This is a genomic window from Ruegeria sp. YKSD163 (genome assembly GCF_059612905.1).
This window is the reverse complement of the sequence record NZ_JBXWRM010000012.1, coordinates 19205-43011: the sequence shown is the minus strand read 5'-3', so window position 1 is coordinate 43011 and position 23807 is coordinate 19205. Positions and strand designations below refer to the sequence as shown.

The following is a 23807-nucleotide window of genomic DNA, read 5'->3' as shown; positions in this document are numbered from 1 at the left end:
TCAGAGCGACAGCCCCAGTTTCTCTCGCGCGATGATGCGGATCACCGGGCGGGCTTCTTCGGCGCTCATGCCCGGCGTCAGGCGCGGATCATAGAGCATGGACAAGAGTTTCTCGTCCTGATCGGTGAGCAGGGCAAATTCGTCATCGTCGTTGAAGATCGACGGGCGTGCCGCCGGGCTGTCATTGGCCAGCCCCAGACCCTGGGCCATCTCCTCGTGCACGCAGCTGAGCCGCACCAGGTCGGGATGTTCGGCCCGGATCAGCGCCACCGCCCGCATATAGCCATAGGGCCGGTCGGGATCGGCGGCGGCGAAGACGAAACAATAGATATCGCGCGGCAGGTTCACGAACAGGTCAAGCTGTTGGTCGCGAATGCCTGGCACCAGATGCCGCAGACGCTCCTGCACGAAGGGGCCGTCATCCAGCCCGGCTACGAAGACGTGGAAATTAGCGCCGCGCGTCACCGCCGAGACCGGGTGCCCGGTCAGACGACCCAGCCGGGCGGCGTAGTTCTCGACCGCGCCCTTGTCCTTGGCGCGCTGGTCGAGCGGTACCGAGGGACCGAACTCGACCCCCACCTTCACCGGGCCGGGCCAGCGGCTGAGAAAGCCTTGCGACCGGCCGCCGGTAGGCAGACCGGCGCCGCTGTCATATTCGTTGAAGAAGGCGATGTTGATGAAGTTGCGCTCCAGATCCTCGGCATCATAGGGCGTGTCGGGACCGCCCCCGTCGGTCCGCAAGAGGCCCCGGGTGAGCAGATCGTTCTGCACCGCCGAATAATAGCGGGCCAGATCGGCGCTGGCGGCAGAGCGCGGCGTGACCTCGTCGCCCGCCGGAGCCAGCCCGGCGGGGCGCGAAGGCGGCACCGGCGAGCTTTTGGGCGGCATGTCGCAGCCCGCCAGCAGCGTAAGCGCCGCAAGAACGGCGGCGCAGGTTCTGGCTATCTGTCGGTGTCCGCTCACCCGTTCAACCCGGAACCGCGGTGCCGGCATTGTCGCCGGTGCCATCGGCGCGGGCGCGGGCGGCGGCCAGCGTGTCGCGCAGCTCGGCCTCCATCTTCTTGAGCTCTTCCTCGGCGGCGGCACGCCTGGCCTTGCCTTCGTCGGCGATCTGGAGGCTTTCCTGGATGGTGCCGATCAGGTCGGCGTTGGCCTTTTTCACCGCTTCGATGTCGAAAACACCGCGCTCCATCTCTTGCCGGATCAGCTTGTTGCTTTCGCGCAGGTTGGCAGCGTTCGAGGTCAGAAGCTCGTTGGTCAGGTCATTGGCGTCGCGCACGGCGGCGGCGGCCTCGGCGCTGCGCTGGATGGTGACCGCCTGCGCCAGCTGGGTTTCCCAGAGCGGCACGGTATTGACTAGGGTCGAGTTGATCTTGGTCACCAGCGATTTGTCGTTTTCCTGCACCAGCCGGATCGAGGGCAGCGATTGCATCGTCACCTGGCGGGTCAGTTTCAGGTCATGCACCCGGCGCTCCAGATCGTCGCGGGCGGCGCGCAGGTCGCGCAGCTCTTGTGCCTTCATCACCTGTTCGCCCTCGGGTGCCGCATCGACAGCGGCGGCCAGTACCGGGATGGCCTGGCTGTCCAGTTCGGTCAGCTTTTCCTCGCCCGCCGCGATATAAAGCGCCAGTTCGTCGTAAAACCGCAGCGTCTTTTCATAGAGCAGGTCGAGCGACTTGATGTCTTTGAGCAGCGTATGTTCGTGGCCCAGCAGGTTGTCGGTGATCTTGTCGATCTGGGCCTGCACCTCTTCGAACCGGGCGGTGAACTTGGCAAAGGGGGCGGCACGGCCGATAAGCCTTTCCCACCAGCTGCGTTCGCGGCGCACGTCCAGTTCGCTGACGGAAAATCCGCGAATGGTGGTGACGATGCTGCGCAGGCTGTCACCTGCCGGTCCCACATCCTTGTTGCGGACATCGGCCAGCATGGCCTGGCTGATCTCCTGCAACTCGGCCTGCGCGCCGGATCCGAAACGCACGATCGAATTGGTGTCACCCATGTCGATCTCGCCCATGCGGCGCCGGATCTCGGTTCCGACCGGTTCGTCGGCTTCGGCCAGCGGTATCACTTCGGCGCGGGGTTCGGGCAGGGTGACGGCGGTCACTTCCTCGACCAGGCCAACCGCCTCGGCCGCTTTCTTCTGAATGCTGTCGGACATCGGGGTTCCTTTCGGGTTGGTCCGGTCAGTCGAGCCGGACGCCTTCGCGCTGCAAGCGGTCGCGCAGCACGTCGATTTCTACGGTCAGATCGCTGCGGTCATCCAGCAGCATCTTGCGGGTTCGGGCGGCAAAGTTCTGCTCAAGATCATCGAGCAGGGCCAGATAGTCGGCGCGCGCGCCGGCATCGCGGGTGCGGGCGTGAATATCGGCAAATTTCACCGTCGCGTCGCGGGCGCCGCGCAGATAGACGGTCAGGTATTTGCGGGCGCCGGTCAGATCGCGCGGGTCCTCTTCGACGGTACGAAACAGCTCGCGCGCGGTGGCCTGAAACCTCTCGACCCGTGCGTCCAGTTGCCGATCACCGGCGCGACGTATCGCGTCGGACATCTCGTCCAGCACCCGCTCGGCCTCGCCCACGGCACGCGCGACCCGGTCCTGCTGAAAGGTGTCGACCCCCTCCATCCCCTTGTCGCGCATCGGATCGGCGCCAAAGGCCAGAAGATGCAACGCCGAGGCCGCGACCCCGAACAGCACACCTGCCAGGATCGACGCTTCGCCCGCCATCATCCCGGATTTGTAGACTGCAAGCGCGGTGCCGAGACCGGTCAGCGCGGTGGCGAACAGCTTGCGCGGGATCGCGGGGCGGCGAGCGACCCGGCGCGCGTGATAGGCGGCCTCGGCCCTCAGACCTTCGCGCAAGAGCAGCGCGGCCCCGGTCCACAGACCGGCGGCGCCGAGCCCCAGAACCAGCCCGATGGCGCCATCGTTGAGCGAGGTAAAGACCAGCGGGATCGCGGGCACGAACAGCGCGTTGGCGCGGGCACCCGCCGGATCGACCCGGGCGCCGTCGAACTGGCCGCGCGGGGCGGGTTCGGGCTGTTGCGCTGCCTCGGGGCTGAATTTGCCGCCATACCGTCGTGCCATCGGGTCAGAGCCCTCCCAGCCAGCCGGTACTCACGCCAAAGAGCAGCACCAACAGCGCGGCATAGGCCAGTTTCTGCACACCGGTCTGCGACAATGGTTTCCCCTCCGAGCGGCTATCGACGCGAATCTAGGCGATGCGGCGCGGGCTTGCTAGGGGGAAGGTTACGAACTGCGGCTCAGGAACGCGGTTTGCCGCCGCCGGGGCGCCGGGGCGGTTTGCCGCCCGGTTTTGCGGCAGGCCGGGCGCCGGGGCCCGCATTGCGCCGTCCTGTGCCGGGTTTGGCCGTCCCGGCCGCGCGCGGTTTGCCTGTGCCTTCGCCGCGGGGTTTGGGGGGGCCACTCGCGCGACCCTTTGCCGAAGAGTTTCCGCGAGAAAGCGCTTGTGTTGACGTGCCCGGCTTGCGCTGGCGTTGAGGTCGGGCGGGGCGTTCGTCGGTTGGCTTGTCCTCGGCATCCAGCCCAAGTTGGTCACGCAGGACGCGGCGGCGCACCTCCTCGACCTTGCCGGGTGCAAGGGTGCCCAGCTGGAACGGACCATAGGAGATACGGATCAGCCGGTTCACCACCAGCCCGATATCCTCCATCGCGCGCCGGATCTCGCGGTTCTTGCCCTCGCGCAGGCCGACTGTCAGCCAGGCATTTGCACCCTGCTGGCGGTCGAGCGTCACGATCATCGGCTGGAACCGCTCGCCTTCGATCACCAGCCCCTGGCGCAGCGGTGCGAAATCCTCGTCCTTGGGTGTGCCCTTGATCCGCACCCGGTACTTGCGCAGCCATCCGGTCGAGGGCAGTTCGAGTTGTCGCTTGATCGCGCCGTCGTTGGTCAGCAGCAACAGCCCCTCGGAGTTGAGGTCGAGCCGGCCCACGCTCATCACCCTCGGCATCTCCTCGGGCAGGTCGTCGAAAATGGTTTTGCGCCCCTTTTCGTCGCGCGCCGTGGTCACCAGGCCTGTGGGCTTGTGATAGAGCCACAGCCGCGCCGGTTCGGCGGCGGCCAGTGGTGCGCCATCGACCGTCACGCGGTCGCGCTCGGTCACGTTCAGCGCCGGGCTGTCGATCACCTTGCCGTTGACCGCGACGCGGCCGGCCTCGATCATGCGTTCGGCCTCTCGGCGCGAGGCGACGCCGGCGCGCGACAGGATCTTGGCGATGCGCTCGCCGGGGGGAGGGGTGTTGCTCATCCCCGCGCAATAGACCATTTGCCGCGCTTGCGGAAGATGGATGATCGGGGCAGGGTCGGGCATGGTTTTCAGATCGCAAATGGATCAGGCGCTGGAGGAAGCGCGCGCGGCCGGCGCGCGCGGCGAGGTGCCGGTGGGCGCGGTGATCGTGGCGCCTGACGGGCGCGTGGTGGCCGCTGCGGGCAATCGCACGCGCGAGACCTGCGATCCGACCGCCCATGCCGAGATCGTGGCGCTGCGCGCGGCCTGCGCCGCCGCCGGGTCCGAGCGGCTGGTGGGGCATGACCTCTATGTGACGTTGGAACCCTGTGCCATGTGCGCGGCGGCGCTGGCTGCGGCGCGCATCCGGCGGGTCTATTACGGTGCGGCGGATCCGAAATCGGGCGGGGTGGCGCATGGGGCGCGGGTGTTTTCGCACCCGCAGGCCCATCATGCGCCCGAGGTTTATGACGGTATCGGCGGCGAGGAAGCGGCGGAACTGCTGCGCGGATTCTTTGCGGACAGGCGCGACAAGGGAGAGGGCTGAGATGGAATTCAGGTTTCGCGAGGGCGAAGAGGTGACGGACCTGCCCGAAGGCACCGACGCGGGCGTGTATTTCATCGGCCGCATCCGCACCCCCTGGAGCGACCGCAAGGACTGCCCCCGGCAGGGGCGCGAGGACGGGCCGGAATGCCGGATCGAGCTGGATGCGCGCTGGGCGCCCGCTTTGCGTGGGATCGACGTTTATGAACGCCTCGACCTGCTCTACTGGCTGGACAAGAGCCGCCGCGATCTGGTCACCCAGAACCCGAAAAGCGACGGCAAGCTGTTTGGCACCTTTGCCCTGCGCTCGCCGCAGCGGCCCAACCCGATTGGCCTGTCGCGGGTGCGGCTGGAGCGGGTGGAGGGCACGACGCTGGTGGTGCGCGGCCTCGATTGCCTGGACGGCACGCCGCTGATCGACATCAAACCCAACCGCTGCGAGTTCACGCCAAAGGCGGCGCCGAAAGAAACCGCACAGGGCTGAGCGTGCCGTCGTCACCACATCTGTGGGCATCTAAGCTTGGTGAAAGCCACATCTGACGCTAAGCAGTATCGGGGCATGCGAGAGGCGACACGATGCGCAGAAGAGATATCCTGCGGGCAGGGGGCGCGTTTGGGCTGATGGGGATGGCGGGACAGGCAGGGGCGGCGGGGGCCGGGTTTCACGTGCCGCCCGAAGAGGCGCGGCATGACCTGACCTTCATGCAATGGCCGGTCAACCGCCGGGTGTATCCCGATCCGATCTTTCTGGACATGGCGCAGCAGACCATTGCCGATATCGCCAACGCGATTGTCGCGTTCGAACCGGTCGTGATGCTGGCCGCCGCCGAGGATCACGCAGGCGCGCGCAGGAAGCTGTCGGACAAGGTCGAGCTTTGGGACATCCCGACCGAGGATCTGTGGTGCCGCGATGCAGGGCCGCTGTTTGCGCTGGACGGGCGGGGCGGGCTGGCGGTCAGCCATATCCGGTTCAACGGTTGGGGCCGCAAGCAGGTGCACCGCCGCGACGCGCGCATCGCCGAGCAGGTGGCGCAACGCCTTGGCGTGCCGCTGCTGCCTGCCGGATTGCGGGGCGAGGCGGGCGGGGTCGAACAGGACGGCCATGGCCTTCTCTTGGCGCATGAAAGCTCGTGGGTGAACGACAACCGCAATCCCGGCCTGTCGCGGGCCGAGATCGAGGCGCGGCTGTTGCGCGCCTATGGGGCGCAACGGATGATCTGGACGCCGGGCGTCTGGGGCGAGGATATCACCGATTACCATATCGACAGTCTGGCCCGGCTCACCGGGCCGGGGCGGGTGCTGATCAACCTGCCCGACGATCCCGAGCTCGAGGATCCGTTCCACCGGGCGGCGCTCGATACCCATGACGCGCTGGTGGCGGCGGGCCTGATGGTCGAGGTCATTCCCGAATCTCAACTGCGGCGGGTCAAGAGCATCGACTTTGTCGCCTCTTACGCCAATTACTATGTCTGCAACGGCGCCGTGATCGCGGCCGAGTTCGGCGATGCCGAGACCGACCGCATCGCCGCCCGGGCGTTGGCGCGGCACTATCCGGGACGCGAGATCGTCACGCTGAACGTCGATCCGCTGGGCGAGATGGGTGGCGGCATCCATTGCGCCACCCAGCAGATGCCCGCCACATGAGCTGGCTTTCGCGACACGCGGCCTCGATCGAGGCACTGGCGGCCATGGCCACCGCCGCACTGGCCTTGGCGGCGCTGATCGGGGTCAAGATCCAGCTTGACGAGGCCGACCGCCTGCAACGCCAGCAATCCGCGCGCGAGGCGTTCCGTGCCCATCTGGCGCTGGCCGCAACGCTGCCGGACTATGCCGCGCCCGCGGACGAGTGCGGGCTGCTCCACTCGGACTGGGGCGGCGCCTATTCCGCCTTTGTCGACCATCTTCTTTACTCTGCCGAACAGATGCTGAGTGTCAGCGAAGGCTGGGAAACGTCGTTCCTGGCCCTCTTCGAACCACACGGGACCTATCTCTGCTCTGACGAGTCGCAGGGGGGCGAAACCGAGGAGACCGCCGCGCTGCTGGCGCGGTTCCGGGCCTCGGCCTGCGCCGAAATACCTCCCTGCAACTGAGCCGGGTCAGCCCCTGACCACGATCCCGCGCGGAATATCGGCCAGGCATTTGCCACCCTCAGGGGTGATGACAAAGCTTTCGGTGATCGCCACGCCCCAGTCCGGGGTCCAGAGGCCGGGCATCAGGTGAAAGGCCATGTTCTCGGCCAGCGGCGTGGTATCGCCGGGCCGCAGGCTCATGGTGCGCTCGCCCCAGTCGGGCGGATAGGAAAGGCCGATGGGATAGCCGGTGCGGTTCCCCTTCACGTAACCCGCCCGCGCGAAGCTGTCGTAGACACAGGCCGCGACCTCCTCGCAGGTCACGCCGGGGCGGGCACGGGTCATGGTGTCGTCGATGGCGGTCAGGATAGCCTCTTCTGCACGGCGGATATCGGCGGGCACCTCGCCCAGATATAGCGTGCGGCTGGCAGGGCAGTGATAACGGTGATAGCAGCCCGAGATCTCGAAATAGGTGGCCTCACCCCGGGCCAGAGGCCGATCGTTCCAGGTGATATGCGAGGCCGAGGCCTCCAGCCCCGAGGGGGCGATGGGGGCAATCGCGGGATAGTCGCCTGCCAGTCCATTGGGGCCTGCGACGCCTGCCGCCTGTACCTCGGCCACCAGTTCGTGTTTCGGGCGGCCTTCGCGGAACCCTTCGCGCAGGACCGAATGCATGTGCGCGGTCAGCACACCCGCCTTGCGCATCAGGGCCAGTTCGGCGGGGCTTTTGACCGCACGTTGCCAGTTCACCAGCCCGGTTGCATCCGCCAATGCGTCGCGACCAAAGGCGGCTTCGAGCACCGCGTGGGATTTGGCCGAGTAATAGTAATTGTCCATCTCGACCCCCAACGCCCGGGTCCAGCCGCGGTCGCGCAGCAGGGTCACCAAGGCATCGACGGGATGGTGGTTGGCATGCTGGACATGTTCCTCGGGCCAGTCGAACAGGTCCTCGGGTGTCAACCATGTGGTCTGCGCGGCACCCGGCTTGTCCTGCGTCCGCCCCCACCAGAGCGGGTTGCCGCTGGCATGCAGGATGACCAGTTGCGGCACGTAAAAGCTCCAGCCGTCATACCCGGTGAGCCAAGCCATGTTCGACGGGTCGGCGACCAGAAGGGTCTCGACCCCAGCCGCCGCCATTGCGGCACGGGTGCGGGACAGGCGGTCGGCGTATTCGGTGGTGGAAAAGTCGCTGGCTGGCATTGGCAGGGTCCTTCCTACAGAGGTTTCGGGCGCCCGGTCAGACGATAGAGGACATGATCGCCCTCCAACCCCTTGAGCGGCGTTATGACGGCATCGGAGTAGTCGAAATCGTGCTGCGACCCGACCATGTTGCGGGTTGCGTCAGACAACAGGATATCGCCCGCTCCGGCAAAAGAGGCGATGCGGGCGGCCTTGTTCACCACGGTGCCAAAGAAATCGCCTCGGTTTTCCACCACCTCGCCGGTGTGCAGGCCGATGCGCAGGGCAAGGCGCGAGCCTTGCGTCCCGGTCCGAATGGCCGAGGCCGCACGGACTGCGCCGGTGGCGGATTGAAAGGATGACATGGTACCGTCGCCCAGCGATTTGACCAACGTGCCGCCATGCTCGGTCACGATTGCCTCGACCCGGCGGAAATGAGCGTCGATCAGGCGCACCCATTCCGCATCGCCCAAGGCCGCGGCCAGACGCGAACTGTCGACGATATCGGTAAACATGATGGTGGCGAGCCCGCCGGTGCCGAACCGGTGCGATCCGGCCTCGGCCGCCGCGATCAGGCGCTGAAAGGCGGTGTGCTCGATCCCCAGCTTGTCCCGGTTCGAGTCGGCCTGCGAGATATGGTGCTGCACCATCTTCCAGCTGCCGCGTTCCAGCACAAAGACAAAGGTCACCCGGTGGGTGCCCCGGCTGCCGGTGCTGGAAAAGGTGTAGTTGCTCTGATAGCTGGCCCAGCCGGTTTCGCCATGCTCATAGGCTTCGATCTCGATGTCCTCTTCGATGAAATCGGGGACCTCGGCGAGATGCTCGGCGAGACCATCGCGCACCAGTTGGCCCCGCCAGAGCTCGCCAGCGGCGGTGCCGATATAGACCAGCGCGTCGGATTGCGACAGGTAATGCGGCAGGTCGGCCACCTTGTGGTTGCGGATCAGGGTGGTCCAGCGGCGCACGATGGCTTCGATCTCGGGCGAGCGCTGGATCATGCCTGCCACTCCAGCCGGTGGATCCGGTGCAGGTCGTCGAAACCTTTGAGCGGGATGTCTGTCGGCGGGTGAATCACCAGATCCTGCGCCGTGCCGGCCAAGTCGCGGGTTTGGCCGGAAATCACGATCTCACCCGGTGCCGCGGCGGCGGCGATGCGGGCGGCCTTATTGACCACGGTGCCAAAGAAATCCTCGCGGGTCTGGATCACTTCACCGGTATGAATGCCGATCCGCAGGGCGATGGCGGGGCCGTCAGAGGCTTCGGTCGCGCGCAGGATAGCCTGCGCCGCGCGCAGGGCCTGCTCGGGCGCGGGAAAGCTCGACATGGTGCCGTCGCCCAGCGACTTGACGAACTGTCCGCCCCGCACCTCGATGATCTCGCGCAGCGTGTTGAAATGGCGGGCCACCTCGGACGACCACAGCCGGTCGCCCATGGCCGAGGCGAGGCGCGAGGAATTGACGATGTCGGTGAACATGACCGAGGCGAAGCCCTCGCGCTGATCCAGCACGAACCCCTGTTTCGCGGCGGCGACCAGATCGGCGATGGCCGTCTGTGCGGCACCGGTGAAATCCATGTTCGGGATCGGGACCGATCCGTGGCGATGCACGATCTTCCACGCGCCGTCTTCGAGCGTGAAAATCAGGGTTGAACGGATCTGGAACACCCGGTCGGGCTGGGTGACAAATACCAGTTCGTGACACATGCACACCCAGCCGGTTCCGTTGTGTTCGTAAGCTTCGGCAAAGATCTCGTCATGTCTGATCAGATCGGGAATATCCCCGAAGAAATCTCCGATCCCCTCGCGTACCGAAGGACCGGCCCAAATCTCGTTCTCGCCGGTCCCGACAAAGCGCAGATATTCCCTTTCTGTCAGCAGGTTGCGCAGCTCGTTCGGACGCCTGTTCGGAATCGCGTCGATCCAGCGCCGTGCAATGGCCAGCAGCTCGGGGGAGACGACAACGCCGCTCATTTCCGCCACTCTAGTCGGTGGATGACGTGTTCGCCGTCAAGCCCGCGCAGCCCCACGGTTGCGGGATTGGCAAAGACAAAACCGCCACTATCGCCGACCATCAGACGGGTGGCATCCGAGACCCGGATTTCCCCCGGCCCGGCAAGGGCGGCGATGCGGGCGGCCTTGTTGACCACGGTGCCGAAAACGTCACTGTCGCCGGCGATCAGGTCTCCGGTATGCAGGCCGATGCGGATACGCAGCCGGGGTTCGCTCTCGGCCGCGTCCATTGCCGTCTGGGCGGCTGTGGCGGCCGACAGCGCGGCGCGGGCCGAGGGAAAGCTGGACATGGTGCCGTCGCCAAGCGACTTGATCAACGTCCCACCCAGACCCTCGACCAGCTGCCTCATCTTGCCGATATGGGCCTTGACGGCTTTCGACCACGGCGCATCACCCAGGGCGACCGCGATTGCAGTGCTGTCGGCGATATCGGTGAACATGATCGTCGCCAGCCCTGTTCGGTCCGGTGTCTCGGTCCCGGACAGGGCGGCGTCCAACAGGTCGTCGAAGCGCGCAAGCTCTCGCCCCAGACCCTCGGTATTGGTTCGCGGGATCGAGTTGTGGACATGCGCGATGCGCCACTGGCCCTGTTGCAGGTGCAAGATCAGGGTTGTGCGCACCTCGGCGGCGGTCCCATCGGGTGCCTCGGCCTCGTGCACCGTGATCGACCAGCCCGCCGGGCCACAGGCAAAACCGTCGATCGAAGTGAAGCGCAGGCGCATCGGGGGATGCGCCTCGACGAACCGGCCAAAGGCATGCCGGAACTCTGGCCCCCGGCCGATTTCTTCGGGGGCGGTGCCGACGTAATACAATAGCGCGTCATCCGTCAGCAGGTTAACCATCGTGGCGCTGTCGCCGCTGGCATAGGCTTCGTGCCAGCGTCGTGCGATGGCGGCAATCTCGGGGCTGGGCTGGATCGACACGCTCACTCCCGCCACTCCAGCCTGTGGGTCACATGCCGCCCGTCCAGTCCCTTCAGGGCGACTTCGACAGGTGGCGAGAACCGGAACCTCCGGGCGCCACCGACCATGATGCGGGTGGCGTCCGACAGACAGATTTCTCCGGGTGCGCTCAGTGCGGCGACCCGTGCGGCCTTGTTGACGACGGTTCCGAACATGTCGCCGTCCTGTTCGACCAGATCGCCCGTATGCAGGCCGACCCGGATGCGCAACTGCGGCTCGTCCTCGCTGGCGGAGATGGTCCGTTGCAGCTCTGCGGCCGCCGTCAGCGCGCCCGAGGCCGAGGCGAAGGCCGACATGGTGCCGTCACCCAGCGTCTTGACCAGTGTGCCACCATGATCTGTTACGATGACTTCGACCTGTTTCAGGTGCCTGCTGACCGCGACCGACCAGCTGGTGTCGCCCAGGGTTTCGGCTAGCACCGAACTGTCCGCGATGTCGGTGAACATGATCGTTGCAAGGCCTGTGCGCGTGAACTCGGCGGGGGTGGCAAGTGCGGCTTCGAGCAGGTCCTCGAAGCCGCGCGATTCGTATCCCAGCGCCTCCATGTTCGATACCGGGTTCGAGTTGTGCACATGCACGATCCGCCAGACGCCCTGTTCCAGGTGCAGCACAAAGGTGGAGCGAAAGGTGATCTCCTTGCCGGTATCCAGCGACACCCTTTCACCGAACCATTCGACCCAGCCCAGTTCACCGCATTCAAAACCGCGAAACTCGTCCCGGTCCCAGGCAAAGCTGGGGATGTCCTGCATATAGCGTGCCATGCCCCGGCGCAGTGTGTCGCCGCGCCAGATCTCCCCATGGGACGAACCAATGTAACCCAGCGCCGGATCGTCCGAGAACAGGTTGGTCACGGTCACGTTGTCCCCCGACGCATAGGACCGCAGCCAACGGCGGACGATGGCACCAAGCTCGGGCGAGGGGGTGATGGCGGCCATGGTGTCAGACGTCGATGGGTTGCATCACCTGTGGCTCGATTACGTCGACACCGGGCAGACCGTCGATCAGGGCTTGTGCCGACTGTTCCAGGATCGGGAAGGTGCGGTAGTGGCAGGGGATCACCGTCTTGAAGTCGAAATAGCGCTTGGCGGCATAGGCCGCGCCCTGCATGTCCATGGTGAAATGGCCCCCGGCACTGAGAATGCCGATATCGGGTTTGTAATAATCCCCCATCCAGTCCATGTCGGCCATGATGCCGGTATCGCCCGACAGATAGACTACATGCCCCTCGGCGGCGATCATGTAACCCACCTCGGACCCGCCGCTGCGTAGCCCCTCCGGCGTGGTGAAGGTCGAGCTGTGCGAGGCGGGCACCATCGACACCCGTACCCCGTTCAGGGTCACCGTGCCACCCTTGTTGAACCCCACGGTCTCGATCTCTTCGGCTTCGCTCCAATAGCCCATCAGATCGTATTGACCCACCACCGGCACCTTGAGCAGGCGCGCCAGCGGCAGCACATCGACCACATGGTCGAAATGGGTATGGGTCAGCAGGATATGGGTGGCACCACTGACGGCGGCGTCGTGCTGATCCTCGGCCAGGGTAGGGTTGCCATTGAGCCAGGGATCGACCAGCAGCACGGCGTCGCCGCTCTCGATCCGGAAACTGCCATGTCCCAGCCAGATGATCTTCATGTGTCTTTCTCCCTGATATGTCTTGGTTTCACCCTAGCATCCGCTAAATGAAAATCCATGGATTGGTTGCGCGAAATCGACGGCTATTGCGAAAGGCTGGGGCCGGGATACTGGGCCGAGCCGGTGAACGCTGTGACCAACCTTGCCTTTGTGCTGGCGGCCATGCTGATGTGGCGGCGTACGCGGGGCGCGCGTGACGGGGTCGAGGCGGCGCTGATCGCCGTGCTGGCGCTGATCGGTCTGGGCAGTTTCCTGTTTCACACTTATGCGCAGGTCTGGGCCGCACTGGCCGATACGCTGCCTATCGTGGCCTATGTGCTGATCTACATCTATGCGATCAACCGCGCCGGGTGGGGCCTGCGCTCGCCGCAGGCGCTGCTGTTGACGGGCGGCTTCTTTCCGTATGCCGCTGCTACGGTGCCGCTGTTCGGATTGTTTCCGGGCCTCGGTGGGTCGGCGGCCTATGCGCCGATCCCGTTTCTGATCCTGATCTATGCCGCCCTGTTGCACCGCCGGGCGCCCGCGCTGGCACGTGGTCTGGCGCTGGGCGCGGGGATCCTGATCGTCTCGATCACCTTCCGGGCGCTGGACGATCCGTTGTGTGTGGGCTGGCCTCTTGGCACCCATTTCCTCTGGCATCTGCTGAACGCGCTCATGCTGGGCTGGATGATCGAAGTCTATCATCGTCATCGGCGCGGAATCTGAGTCTGTCGTTTCCGGGATTGACGGCGCTTGATCGGGCCGCCGATATGGGCCGCTGAAACAGGGAGAGGTGGATATGGGCGATCTGACGGCAGATGTTCTGGTGATCGGCGGCGGTACCGCGGGCTTTGGCGCGGCGGTGGCAGCGGGGCGGCTGGGGCTCGATGTGGTGCTGCTCGAAGCGGGGACCAAGGTGGGCGGGGTCATGGCGTTCTGTCCCGGCATGCCCTGGGGCGCGGCCTATCCTCAGGATGAGAGCATAGGCGGGCTGATGCAGGAACTGACCGAACGGCTGATGGCGATTGACCCGCCGATGGCCGAGAAGCGGCCCTGCACGCTGGAAAACTTCGGCCCCGAGATCCAGTACGATCACGACGCTGCCACCACGATGTTGTTCGAGATGCTGGAAGAGGCGGGCGTGCGGGTGTTCCTGGGCGCGGTGGCCTTTGCCCCGCTGATGGAGGGGGACCGCATCGCCGCGGTCGAGTTCTTTGACCGGCGCGGACCGCAGCGGATTGCGGCGCAGATCGTGATCGACTGTTCCGGCGATGGTGACATCTCGGCCAAGGCAGGCGTGCCCTTCACGCTGGGCGACGGGCAGGGCAACATGATGGCGGTGACGCTGTCCTTTTTCATGGAAGGCGCGGACTGGGACCGGGTATTTGCCGAGAACGATCCCTATTTCCGCCGCTACGCCGCCAAGGGGATCGCCGAGGGGCGGCTGCACCCGCATCTGGCGCAGCTCTACCTGATGAAGGGGTTTCACCCCGGCACGGTCTTCTGCAACTCGGTCGCCATTCGCGGGGTGAATGGCACCGACCCCGCCGATGTGACCCGCGCGACGCAAGAGGGGCGGCGGCGTTGCCTGCAACTAGCTCAGTTCCTGCGTTCGGATGTGCCCGGGTTCGAGGCCGCGCATATGTCGCAGCTGGGTCCGACCGTGGGCGTGCGCGAGACCCGCAAGCTGGAAGGAGTGTACAAGGTCACCGGCGCCGATCTGGCGGCGGGCACCAAGTTTGCCGACGGGATCGTCGCCTGTGACAACCCGATCGACGACGTGATGCGCACCTCGAACCAGATGACCCATGACGCCATGGTCGAGCGCGGCGGCTATTACACCATCCCGTTCCGGTCGCTGTTGCCGAAAGCGGTTGCGAACCTGATGTTCGCGGGCCGTATCCTGTCGGCTGACCTGGTAGCCTTTGCCTCGGTTCGGGGGATGCCGCAATGCATGGCGATGGGACAAGCCACCGGAACGGCGGCGCACCTGGCGATTCGTGACGGCGTGCCGGTGCAGCAGGTGGATACCGCCGAACTGGTGAGGCTGTTGTCAGAGCAGGGGGTTTCGCGTCTTGCGCTATGATGCTGGATTGATCAAACTCCCTAAATGGCAACGTTTTTGAATTTTCCATGCCCAAAAGTTCAAGTATAGGCATCATTCGTTCAATCGTTTGAACGATCTGTCGTATCGCTTGAACGTCTGAACATTCACGGCAGCGGCCTCGTGATGCAGTTTCCTGACACACCCGCCAGTCAACTGGTCGGGCGATATCAGTCAACCGAAAGGAAACCAAACGATGTCTCGCATGATCACCTTTACCGCCGCTGCCCTGTCGGCCCTGCTCGCCTTTGGCCCTGCCATGGCCGCCGACGAAATCAACGTGGTGCCCGGCCTGACCGCCGCTGGCGCGCCGTTGGGCCTGCATGGCTCGGACCCGGTCGCGCTGCTCGACAAGGGCAAGAACCGCGAAGGCAGCGCCGCGCATACCGCCGTGCATGACGGCGTGGCCTATTATTTTGCCTCCGAGAAGAACCTCAAGGCGTTCCAGGCCAACCCCGATCACTACTCCGTGCAGAACGGCGGATTCTGCACCTTTGGCGTCTCTGTGGGCAAGAAGTTCGACGGCGACCCGAACTATGCCGCCGTGGTCGATGGCAAGCTCTATGTCTTCCTGAACGAAGAGATCTACAAGATGTTCGAGAAGGACAAGGCCGGAACCATCGCCAAAGCGGCGGCCAACTGGACCAAGATCGAGCACAAGGCGGCCAAGGATCTCTGACCCACCCGCTTCCCGGATCGGCCCGTGCGAACCCTTGCGCGGGCCGTTTGGTTTTGGTCGCTTGACCTTTGCCGCGCGCGCCGGTCATCTGCCCTGATGCGCAGGGAGTGAGCGATGACGGCGGCGATTATGACCGACAGGGCGCGGCGCGCCGGGATCGCGGGTGCGATAGCCTGCACCACCATCTTTGCGCTGACCGTTGGCCTCAGCTTTCCGCTCTTGTCGCTGGTGCTGGAGGATCAGGGTATCAGCGAGGCGGCCATCGGGGTCAACGCGGCGATGACGCCGCTGGGCATTATGATCGCCTCGCCCTTTTACCCGCGCCTGATCGAGCGCTTCGGCAGTTGGCAGGTGGCCATCGGCTCGCTGCTGCTGTCGGCGCTGCTGATCCTGTCGCTGGGGCTGACCCGCTCCTTTGGCGCGTTTCTGGTGCTGCGGCTGATGCTGGGCATGGCCGATGTGGGCATCTTCATTGTGTCGGAAACCTGGATCAACCAGTTGGCCCGCCCCGAGACGCGCGGCCGGGTGGTGGGCATCTATGCCACCGCGCTGTCGGTGGGGTTTGGCGCGGGGCCGTTCACGTTGGCGCTGATCGGGTTCCAGAGCTTCACCCCATTTGCCGTCGGCGCGGCGTGCTGTGTCCTGGCCATCGGCGTGGTGCTGGCGGTGCGCGCCCATGCGCCGGACGTCTCGGACGAGGCGCCAGTGTCGCCGCTGGGGTTCCTGCGACGGGCGCCGACCCTGCTGGCGGCAATCTGCGTCTACGCCTTTTGGGAGGGCACGATGCTGTCGCTGTTCCCGGTCTTTGGCCTGGCGGCGGGGCTGACGGTGGCGGTGGCGACCTCGGCCCTGTCGGTGGCGTTCCTGGGCAATACGGTGTTGCAGATCCCCATCGGATGGCTGTCGGACCGGACCTCGCGCCGGCAGGTGATGGTGCTCTGTGCCCTGCTGACCGCGCTGGGCGCGCTGCTTTTGCCCGGCCTGCCTGACCGGCTGCCCTTGTTCCTGGGCGTGCTCTTTTTCTTTGGCGCCACGGCGGGCGGCATTTATACGATGGCGATGTCGGAACTGGGCGACCGGTTCAGCGGCAGTGACCTGGTAGCGGGCAATGCCGCCTTTGCGATCGCCTTTGGCATGGGCGGGCTGCTGGGCGGGCCGATCACCGGTGCTGCGATGCAACTGACCGGCAATGGCGGTTTTGCCGGGGTTCTGGCGTTGATTTTCGCGGCAATGGCGGCGCTGGCCTATCTGCGCAGGCGGCGCGGCTGACCACCGCCATTCCGTTGCCCTTGCGACCGCGCCCATGGGGCGGTAAATGCGGGCCTGACGCAGATGAGGGAAACCGATGTCGATTGACCAAAGCACCGCCGCCAAAGTGGCCAAGCTGGCCCGGATCAAGGTGGACGAAGAAGCGCTGCCTGCGCTCGCCGCCGAATTCAACACCATCCTCGGTTTCATCGAGCAGCTGAACGAGGTGGATGTCGAAGGCGTCGAGCCGATGGTCTCGGTCACGCCGATGCGGCTGAAACGCCGCGCCGACGGTGTGACCGATGGCAATCAGCAGGCCAAGGTCCTGTCCAACGCGCCCGACGCGCGCGAGGGGTTTTTCGCGGTTCCCAAGGTGGTGGAGTAAGACATGAGCGATCTGAACACGCTGACGCTGGCCCAGGCGCGCGATGCGCTGCGCAAGGGAGAGACCACCTCGGTCGCGCTGACCGAAAGTTGCCTTGCCGCCATCGAGGGGGCAGGGGCGCTCAACGCCTTTGTCCACAAGACCCCCGAGATCGCGCTGGAGCGTGCGAAAGCTGCCGACGCGCGGCTGCAAACGGGCGATGCGCCCAAGATGTGCGGCCTGCCGATCGGCATCAAGGACCTGTTCTGCACCAAGGGCGTGCCGAGCCAGGCGGCCAGCCGTATCCTTGAAGGGTTCAAGCCGGAATACGAATCCACCGTCAGCCAGCAACTGGCCGACGCCGGTGCCGTCATGCTGGGCAAGCTCAACATGGACGAATTTGCAATGGGTTCGTCCAACGAGACCTCGTGCTATGGCAATGCGGTCAACCCCTGGCGCCGTGGCAATGACGACGCGGCGCTGACGCCGGGCGGCTCGTCCGGTGGCTCCGCCGCTGCAGTGGCCGCCGATCTGTGCCTGGCGGCGACCGGCACCGACACCGGCGGCTCGATCCGCCAGCCTGCCGCCTTTGTCGGCATCACCGGCATCAAACCGACCTATGGTCGCTGCTCGCGCTGGGGCATCGTCGCCTTTGCCAGCTCGCTGGATCAGGCCGGGCCGATGACCAAGGATGTGCGCGACGCCGCCATCATGCTCGAGGCGATGTGTGGCCACGACCCCAAGGATTCGACCAGCGCCGATCTGGCCGTGCCCGATTTTGAGGCCATGCTGACCGGCGATATCCGCGGCAAGGTGATCGGCATCCCGCGCGAATACCGCATGGATGGCATGCCCGAAGAGATCGAGGCTCTTTGGCAGCAGGGCACAGAGATGCTGCGCGCCGCCGGGGCCGAGATCCGCGACATCTCGCTGCCGCATACCAAATACGCGCTGCCCGCCTATTACGTGATCGCGCCTGCCGAGGCCTCGTCGAACCTCGCCCGCTATGACGGGGTGCGCTATGGCCACCGCGCCAAGCTGGCGCAGGGCGACGGCATCACCGAGATGTACGAGAAAACCCGCGCCGAAGGGTTCGGACACGAGGTGCAGCGCCGGGTTATGGTCGGCACCTACGTGCTCTCGGCGGGCTTTTACGATGCCTATTACAACCGCGCCCGCAAGGTACGCAGCCTGATCAAGAAGGACTTCGAGGATGTCTTCGCCGCCGGTGTGGACGCGATCCTGACACCCGCCACCCCCTCGGCGGCCTTTGGCCTGGGCGAGATGGCGGATGCCGATCCGGTGCAGATGTACCTCAACGACGTGTTCACCGTCACCGTGAACCTCGCTGGCCTGCCCGGCGTGTCGGTACCCGCCGGGCTAGACAAGCAGGGGCTGCCGTTGGGCCTGCAATTGATCGGCCGTCCGTGGGAGGAAGGCGATCTGCTGAATACGGCCTATGCGCTGGAACAGGCGGCGGGCTTTGTGGCCAAGCCCGGAAAATGGTGGTAAACCTGTCGGCAAAGCAAAAGAGCAGGACGGCAACAATGCGCGTATTCTATCTTGTCCCCGTGATCGGGGTGCTTGCGGCTTGTGATCCGGCGGTGCCGGATTCGGCTGCCGGGGTTGGCTTCAACACACCTGAATATCAGGCCCAGCGCGACGCGGTGCTTCAGGGCCAGACGGTGACCGGCGATCCGCTGATCCCGCCCTCGGCGGTGTCCAGCGAAGGTTTGCCGCCCGCCGGATCCCCGGCGCTCGACCCAGCCACTGCGGTTCCGGTTCAGACCACCGCCCAGACTGCGTCCTATGTTCCGCAATCTGGTGACACAGCGGACGATATCGCCCGCGAAACCGCGGCAGCGCTGGCCGCCGCCAATGGCAATTCCGGCGTCGCCCCGGTCGAGGCCAGCCCCTCGAACCCGGCGCCCGCTCTGGTCAGCAATCCTAGTATCTCCGACGAGCAGGACTTCCAGGCCGTTGCCAGCCGCGAGTCGATTCAAAGCGATGCCGAACGTATCGCCCAGAATCGCGCCTCGTATCAGGTGGTCGCTCCCACTGCGCTGCCTCAGCGCGACGCGGATGGCAGCCCCAATGTGGTACAATACGCGCTGTCTACCAGCCACCCCAAAGGCACCCAGGTCTATAGCCGCGCCGGATTCAACCTCGCCGCCAAGGCCGAGCGCAATTGCGCCGCCTTCCCCTCGCCCGACCAGGCCCAGATCGAGTTCCTGTCCAACGGTGGTCCGCAGCGCGACCGCAAGGGGCTGGATCCTGATGGCGATGGCTATGCCTGTGGTTGGGATCCGGCGCCGTTCCGTCGCGCGGTGCAGAACTAGGGCGCGTGACCCCGCACTGGCACCCTTCGCCCAATTACGGACCCCGCCGCGACGGGCTGACCCCGTCGCTGGTGGTGCTGCATTATACCGCCATGGACAGCGCCAAGGCGGCGCTTAAGCGGCTCTGCGACCCAGAGGCCGAGGTATCGGCCCATTACCTGATCGGTGCCGATGGCACCCTCTGGCAGATGGTGGACGAGGCCGACCGGGCCTGGCATGCAGGGGTTGGGGAATGGCAGGGGCTGGGTGACATCAATTCGCGCTCCATCGGCATCGAACTCGACAATCGCGGCGATCACCCGTTCTCGGCACCACAGATGGCCACGCTTGACGGCCTGCTGGGAGATATCTTGCGCCGCTGGGCGATCCGACCCGCAGGCGTGATCGGTCATTCCGACATGGCGCCCGGTCGCAAATGCGATCCCGGCCCGCGATTCGACTGGGCCCGCCTCGCCCGGCTTGGTCTCGCCGAGACGTCGGGAAGCGGGTCATGCGCCGAGGACCCCACACCCGAGCACCTGCGCACCGCCGCCCGCGCGGCGGGCTTTACCGCGCCTGCCGATGACAAGGCGCTGCTGGCGGCCCTGCGCCTGCGCCACCGCCCTTGGGGCCGTGGCCCGCTCTGCGCTGCCGATCTGGCCGCCTTGCCCCTTCATTCCGCGCAAAATACTCCGGGGTGAATTGGCCGCAGGCCAAGAGGGGCAGCGACCCTTTTCCGCCCGCCTCTTGACCTCCCCCCCGTCAGCGCCTAACTGCGATCTCGCGCGGAGGGCCGGATGGCCGCGTGGGGGGCGACCCCCGCGAGGAAAGTCCGGACTCCATGAAGCAGCGGTGCCGGGTAACGCCCGGGCGGGGAGACCCGACGGAAAGCGCCACAGAGAACAGTCCGCCGCGCAGGTCGCGGCAAGGGTGAAACGGTGGGGTAAGAGCCCACCGCGCCCCTGGCAACAGGGGCGGCACGGCAAGCCCCACCGGGAGCAATGCCAAATAGGACCCCCGCGCGGGACGCGTCGGTTTCGGCCGATACCTCCGCTAGGCCGCTTCAGCCGAGAGGGGTCGGGTTGGCAGCTTGAGGCGCCTGGTAACAGGCGCCCCAGAGGAATGGTCATCGAAGGGGGCAACCCCGGAACAGAATCCGGCTTACAGGCCCTCCGCGCGCATTTTCCCGGGCTCGCCCTATTGACTCGGCCTGCACGCCGGGTAAAAGCGCAGCCTCAGGAAAGAATTCAACCGAAAGGCCCCTGCCTTTTCGGACGCAGGAGATAACCATGGCGAAGCCGACGACCATCAAGATCCGTCTGAACTCGACCGCGGGCACGGGCCACTTCTATGTGACCAAGAAGAACGCGCGTACGATGACCGAAAAAATGACCGTGCGTAAGTACGATCCGGTTGTGCGCAAGCATGTCGAGTACAAGGAAGGCAAGATCAAGTAATCTTGTTCCTTCTGAAAGTATGACGGGGCCGCTCCTTCTGGAGCGGCCTTGTTCGTTTTAACATGGGGACGGTGCACGGGTCGCTTGCTTTTGCGGGTCCGGCAGGGCTAGGCTTGCAGCGTCTGCCACCAAACCCATGACGGTCATGAAGAAAATCCTGCTGCCCGCCCTTGCCCTTATGTCCCTGTCCGCCTGCGCCAGCCTGTGGCACCGCGAGGGGGTCGGGTTCACCGGTATCGACGGCGAGCCCAAGACCTTTACCGCTGAAAAGGGTTCGGCCGATTACGTGGCCCGCCGCCTCAGCGTACCGGCAGAACTTGCTGGCAAGCCGGTTCAGCGTCTGCGCAGCGAGAAGGGCGATATCGCAAGCCTGGCAGGTGTCGCCATCGCCGCCGGAGGGCGCAGCCCTCAGACCGCCGTCGAGGTTGGAAGCGGAACGCTCGACCTGTTTCTCAGCACGGTCGAAGTGAACAATGTGCTCTTTGCGGTTCTGCGTACGCAGGAGGACGGGATCGACCGCCTGCCCGAGGGCGCGGATGCCGCCTTTGCCCAGTCGGTCCCGCGCCTGACGGGCTGTCTGGCCGGTGTGCAGGTCTATCAGGCGGGTTCCGCCAAGCGGACCACCGGGCTGGCAGTGCCGCTCGACTGCCGCTGAGCGAAACTACGGCGCGCAACGAGAAAGGGCGGGGAAACCCCCGCCCTTCGCAGTTCTGGATGTTGCCTGTCTTATTCGCGGTTGCCCAGCAGTTGCAGCAGGAACATGAACATGTTGATGAAGTCCAGATAGAGGCTCAGCGCACCCATGATGGCGGCTTTGCCCAGCCATTCCTGGTCGCCCGAATGGGCCATCTGCAGATAGGTGGTCTTGATGTTCTGGGTGTCATAGGCGGTGAGGCCGGCAAAGATCAGCACACCGATCACCGAGATCGCAAAGGTCATCGCGGACGAGGCCACGAAGATGTTGATTACCGATGCGACGACCAGCCCGATCACGCCCATCAGCAGGAAGGTCCCCATGGCGCTGAGGTCCTTCTTGGTCGTGTAGCCGTAAAGCGACAGACCGGCAAAGGCGATCGCGGTGACCAGGAAAACCTGAATGATCGATTGACCGGTGAAGATCAGGAAGATCGAGCTGAGAGACAGGCCCATCACCAGGGCGAATACGTAGAAGATGAGCTGTGCGGCGGCAGCCGACAACCGGTTCACGGCTGCGCCGAAGCCAAAGACAAAGGCCAGCGGGGCAAACATGATCACCCATTTCAGCGGCGAGGCATAAAGCGAATAGCCGATCTGGGTCAGGTATTTGTCGGCGCTGAGCTGGGCTACAGCGGCGCTGGGATCAGTGGTCACCGCCAGCCCCGAGATTGCCCAGGCGGCAGCAAAGGTGATCAGCATGCCCACGGACATCGTACCGTAGACCTTGTTCATGTGGGCGCGCAGACCCTCGTCGATCTGGGCGGCGCGCAAACCGGCAGTGGACCGGATCGTGTCGAATTGAGCCATTTGGGTCTCCCTGAAATCAAACTCGGGCCGCAAGGGCTACCCTGCGGCATTCCCGTCAAATATCGGAGAGCAGCCCCGTGAATTCAAGTATTTCCGAGTCGGATTTACGCTCAAACCGCCCGAAAAAATGGCCCGCGCGGGGCGGGCCAAGGCAGGGGAAGAGCTGAAGCGGCTATTCCGGCTTATTTCAGCCAGTGATGCGGGGCATCCCAGAACGGTCTCGCGGCCTCGGTCCGGGCCTCGGCGCGGGTGATCCCCATGTCTTCGAGCGCCCGGTCGTCGAGGTGCCGTAACTCCTGACGTTGGCGGCGCAGCGCCAGAAGGTCGTAGAATACGGCAAGCCGGGATCGGGGTGCGGGCCGGCAGGGGTGCGAGGCGGTGACAAAGGCCATGACGTGTCCTTTCTGATTTCGTGATGTGAGTTCGGGTGACAATCAATTTCCTTGATAGATATGGTGGGATGTGCTTCATTATGGAAACGAATGTTTTTGAACTCGTCCATCAAGGTTTGGAATGATACGCAATCTCGACATCACAACCCTGCGCAGTTTCGTGGCCGTGGCCGACAGTGGCGGCGTCACGCGGGCCGCCGGGTTCCTGCACCTAACGCAGTCGGCGGTCTCCATGCAGATAAAGCGGCTGGAGGAACTCTTGGATCTGCAACTGCTGGACCGCAGCGGGCGCGGCATTGCGCTGACCGCCTCGGGTGAGCAACTGCTGGCCTATGCCCGCCGTATGGTGGCGATGAATGACGAGGTGATCGCACGGCTGACCGATCAGGCCTTTGAGGGCGAGGTGGTGCTGGGCGTGCCGCATGATATCGTCTATCCGGCGATCCCGCGCGTGCTCCAACAGTTCAACGCCGCTTATCCGCGGGTGCGGGTGCAACTCTTGTCCTGCTATACCTCCTGGCTGAAAGAGCAGTACGAACGTGGCGAATGCGACGTGATCCTGACCACCGAACCGGGGGGTGGCGATCATTGCGAGACGATTGCGGAACTGCCCCTGCGCTGGATCGGCGCGGCGGGGGGCTCGGCCTGGCGGCAACGGCCGCTGAAACTGGCGCTGGGACGGCGCTGTCTGTTCCGTGCCAGCGTGATCGCGGCGCTGGATGCGGCGAATATCCCCTGGGAGCTGTCGGTCGAGACCGAGAACGACCGCACCATCGAGGCGACCGTGTCGGCCGATCTCGCGGTGCATGCGATGCTGGAAGGCACTGCCGCGCCGCATCTGGCGCAGATCGAGTCCGATACGCTGCCGGTGCTGCCCTCGCACAAGATCAACCTTTACGGCGGCAAGGACGGCAAGGGACAGATCGTCGATGCCCTGGTCGACCTGGTCCGCCAGAACTTTGCCAAGATGGGCAACGGCCATCTGCGCGCGGTAAGCTGAGTGATCGCTGCCAAGCGGTGCGCCTGCGGCGCAAGACGATATCTCGTCGTCGTGCCTCCTCCTCGGCACGTGTCGCGCCGCGACATGCCACCGCCAAGACAGAGTATGTGGCGGCGGTGGACGCCT

27 protein-coding genes and 1 other RNA gene are annotated in these 23807 nt (G+C 65.2%); 16 read left to right on the top strand and 12 right to left on the bottom strand.

Translation table 11 applies throughout. The annotated features are described in order from the left end of the window. The 4 genes from AC2FNA_RS16005 to AC2FNA_RS15990 all read right to left on the bottom strand — a co-directional run bounded on the left by AC2FNA_RS16005 (position 1) and on the right by AC2FNA_RS15990 (position 4264). On the bottom strand, positions 1-993 hold the full coding sequence (locus tag AC2FNA_RS16005) for a DUF2927 domain-containing protein (protein ID WP_496828382.1): 993 nt from the start codon (positions 991-993) through the stop codon (positions 1-3). Then, a complete protein-coding gene (locus AC2FNA_RS16000; protein WP_496828189.1) occupies positions 968-2158 on the bottom strand; it encodes a toxic anion resistance protein in 1191 nt (396 codons plus the stop codon). Before AC2FNA_RS16000 ends, AC2FNA_RS16005 begins: the two co-directional genes overlap by 26 nt. A 25-nt stretch (positions 2159-2183) precedes the next feature. Further along, positions 2184-3083, bottom strand: coding sequence for a 5-bromo-4-chloroindolyl phosphate hydrolysis family protein (locus AC2FNA_RS15995; RefSeq protein WP_496828187.1), 900 nt, complete (start codon positions 3081-3083; stop codon positions 2184-2186). Positions 3084-3259: 176 nt separating this feature from the next. Next, complete coding sequence (locus AC2FNA_RS15990; protein ID WP_496828381.1) at positions 3260-4264, bottom strand: pseudouridine synthase; 1005 nt, start codon at positions 4262-4264, stop codon at positions 3260-3262. Positions 4265-4325: 61 nt separating this feature from the next. Between AC2FNA_RS15990 and AC2FNA_RS15985 the strand changes: the two genes are divergently transcribed. From AC2FNA_RS15985 to AC2FNA_RS15970, 4 genes are all read left to right on the top strand, one after another. Continuing rightward, positions 4326-4790, top strand: coding sequence for a nucleoside deaminase (locus AC2FNA_RS15985; RefSeq protein WP_496828186.1), 465 nt, complete (start codon positions 4326-4328; stop codon positions 4788-4790). 1 nt (position 4791) lies between these two features. Further along, complete coding sequence (gene tsaA, locus AC2FNA_RS15980; protein ID WP_496828185.1) at positions 4792-5271, top strand: tRNA (N6-threonylcarbamoyladenosine(37)-N6)-methyltransferase TrmO; 480 nt, start codon at positions 4792-4794, stop codon at positions 5269-5271. 92 nt (positions 5272-5363) lie between these two features. After that, the gene (locus AC2FNA_RS15975) at positions 5364-6431 is read left to right on the top strand and encodes an agmatine deiminase family protein (protein ID WP_496828183.1); all 1068 of its coding nucleotides are present in this window, start codon (positions 5364-5366) and stop codon (positions 6429-6431) included. Beyond that, positions 6428-6877 (top strand): hypothetical protein, encoded by a 450-nt coding sequence (locus AC2FNA_RS15970; protein WP_496828181.1) that lies wholly within the window; start codon positions 6428-6430, stop codon positions 6875-6877. The genes AC2FNA_RS15975 and AC2FNA_RS15970 overlap by 4 nt, the downstream gene beginning before the upstream one ends. Positions 6878-6883: 6 nt before the next feature. Here the strand turns inward: AC2FNA_RS15970 and AC2FNA_RS15965 are convergent, their stop codons facing one another. From AC2FNA_RS15965 to AC2FNA_RS15940, 6 genes are read right to left on the bottom strand one after another with little or no spacing between them, the layout of a single operon-like run. After that, the gene (locus AC2FNA_RS15965; RefSeq protein ID WP_496828179.1) at positions 6884-8056 is read right to left on the bottom strand and encodes a M24 family metallopeptidase; all 1173 of its coding nucleotides are present in this window, start codon (positions 8054-8056) and stop codon (positions 6884-6886) included. Positions 8057-8070: 14 nt separating this feature from the next. Then, entirely contained in the window at positions 8071-9033 is a 963-nt protein-coding gene (locus AC2FNA_RS15960) for a nuclear transport factor 2 family protein (protein ID WP_496828177.1), read from the bottom strand. Beyond that, entirely contained in the window at positions 9030-10004 is a 975-nt protein-coding gene (locus AC2FNA_RS15955) for an adenylate/guanylate cyclase domain-containing protein (RefSeq protein ID WP_496828175.1), read from the bottom strand. The genes AC2FNA_RS15960 and AC2FNA_RS15955 overlap by 4 nt, the downstream gene beginning before the upstream one ends. Continuing rightward, positions 10001-10972: an adenylate/guanylate cyclase domain-containing protein gene (locus tag AC2FNA_RS15950; protein WP_496828173.1), complete on the bottom strand. Its 972-nt coding sequence runs from the start codon at positions 10970-10972 to the stop codon at positions 10001-10003. Before AC2FNA_RS15950 ends, AC2FNA_RS15955 begins: the two co-directional genes overlap by 4 nt. Further along, positions 10969-11940: a nuclear transport factor 2 family protein gene (locus AC2FNA_RS15945; RefSeq protein ID WP_496828171.1), complete on the bottom strand. Its 972-nt coding sequence runs from the start codon at positions 11938-11940 to the stop codon at positions 10969-10971. The genes AC2FNA_RS15950 and AC2FNA_RS15945 overlap by 4 nt, the downstream gene beginning before the upstream one ends. Before the next feature lie 4 nt (positions 11941-11944). Continuing rightward, positions 11945-12637 carry a metal-dependent hydrolase gene (locus AC2FNA_RS15940; RefSeq protein WP_496828169.1) on the bottom strand — a complete coding sequence of 231 codons (693 nt, stop codon included), beginning with the start codon at positions 12635-12637 and terminating at the stop codon, positions 11945-11947. Between the two features lie 57 nt (positions 12638-12694). Here AC2FNA_RS15940 and AC2FNA_RS15935 point away from each other — a divergent pair, with 57 nt between their 5' ends. From AC2FNA_RS15935 to AC2FNA_RS15885, 11 genes are all read left to right on the top strand, one after another. Then, positions 12695-13342: a ceramidase domain-containing protein gene (locus AC2FNA_RS15935; RefSeq protein WP_496828167.1), complete on the top strand. Its 648-nt coding sequence runs from the start codon at positions 12695-12697 to the stop codon at positions 13340-13342. Between the two features lie 73 nt (positions 13343-13415). After that, positions 13416-14702, top strand: a complete 1287-nt coding sequence (locus AC2FNA_RS15930) for an FAD-dependent oxidoreductase (RefSeq protein WP_496828165.1) — start codon at positions 13416-13418, stop codon at positions 14700-14702. 214 nt (positions 14703-14916) lie between these two features. Beyond that, positions 14917-15399: a YHS domain-containing (seleno)protein gene (locus AC2FNA_RS15925; RefSeq protein ID WP_496828163.1), complete on the top strand. Its 483-nt coding sequence runs from the start codon at positions 14917-14919 to the stop codon at positions 15397-15399. Positions 15400-15513: 114 nt separating this feature from the next. Continuing rightward, positions 15514-16668: an MFS transporter gene (locus AC2FNA_RS15920; RefSeq protein ID WP_496828161.1), complete on the top strand. Its 1155-nt coding sequence runs from the start codon at positions 15514-15516 to the stop codon at positions 16666-16668. A 76-nt stretch (positions 16669-16744) separates the two neighbouring features. Continuing rightward, a complete protein-coding gene (gene gatC, locus AC2FNA_RS15915) occupies positions 16745-17032 on the top strand; it encodes an Asp-tRNA(Asn)/Glu-tRNA(Gln) amidotransferase subunit GatC (protein ID WP_164128792.1) in 288 nt (95 codons plus the stop codon). Positions 17033-17035: 3 nt separating this feature from the next. Then, on the top strand, positions 17036-18523 hold the full coding sequence (gene gatA / locus AC2FNA_RS15910; RefSeq protein WP_496828159.1) for an Asp-tRNA(Asn)/Glu-tRNA(Gln) amidotransferase subunit GatA: 1488 nt from the start codon (positions 17036-17038) through the stop codon (positions 18521-18523). 35 nt (positions 18524-18558) lie between these two features. After that, positions 18559-19350: a hypothetical protein gene (locus AC2FNA_RS15905; protein ID WP_496828157.1), complete on the top strand. Its 792-nt coding sequence runs from the start codon at positions 18559-18561 to the stop codon at positions 19348-19350. A 5-nt stretch (positions 19351-19355) separates the two neighbouring features. Beyond that, the gene (locus AC2FNA_RS15900; protein WP_496828155.1) at positions 19356-20030 is read left to right on the top strand and encodes an N-acetylmuramoyl-L-alanine amidase; all 675 of its coding nucleotides are present in this window, start codon (positions 19356-19358) and stop codon (positions 20028-20030) included. Between the two features lie 84 nt (positions 20031-20114). Beyond that, positions 20115-20509, top strand: an RNA gene (gene rnpB / locus AC2FNA_RS15895) — RNase P RNA component class A. A 109-nt stretch (positions 20510-20618) separates the two neighbouring features. Further along, positions 20619-20786, top strand: coding sequence for a 50S ribosomal protein L33 (rpmG, locus tag AC2FNA_RS15890; protein WP_007799108.1), 168 nt, complete (start codon positions 20619-20621; stop codon positions 20784-20786). A gap of 145 nt (positions 20787-20931) precedes the next feature. Further along, positions 20932-21441 carry a hypothetical protein gene (locus tag AC2FNA_RS15885; RefSeq protein WP_496828153.1) on the top strand — a complete coding sequence of 170 codons (510 nt, stop codon included), beginning with the start codon at positions 20932-20934 and terminating at the stop codon, positions 21439-21441. A gap of 71 nt (positions 21442-21512) precedes the next feature. On the opposite strand, the gene AC2FNA_RS15880 is transcribed toward AC2FNA_RS15885, so the two are convergent. After that, complete coding sequence (locus AC2FNA_RS15880; protein ID WP_496828151.1) at positions 21513-22289, bottom strand: Bax inhibitor-1/YccA family protein; 777 nt, start codon at positions 22287-22289, stop codon at positions 21513-21515. A 182-nt stretch (positions 22290-22471) separates the two neighbouring features. Continuing rightward, complete coding sequence (locus AC2FNA_RS15875) at positions 22472-22681, bottom strand: DUF1127 domain-containing protein (protein WP_234139723.1); 210 nt, start codon at positions 22679-22681, stop codon at positions 22472-22474. Between the two features lie 121 nt (positions 22682-22802). Between AC2FNA_RS15875 and AC2FNA_RS15870 the strand changes: the two genes are divergently transcribed. After that, the gene (locus AC2FNA_RS15870; RefSeq protein ID WP_496828149.1) at positions 22803-23681 is read left to right on the top strand and encodes a LysR family transcriptional regulator; all 879 of its coding nucleotides are present in this window, start codon (positions 22803-22805) and stop codon (positions 23679-23681) included. Positions 23682-23807 lie beyond the last annotated feature (126 nt).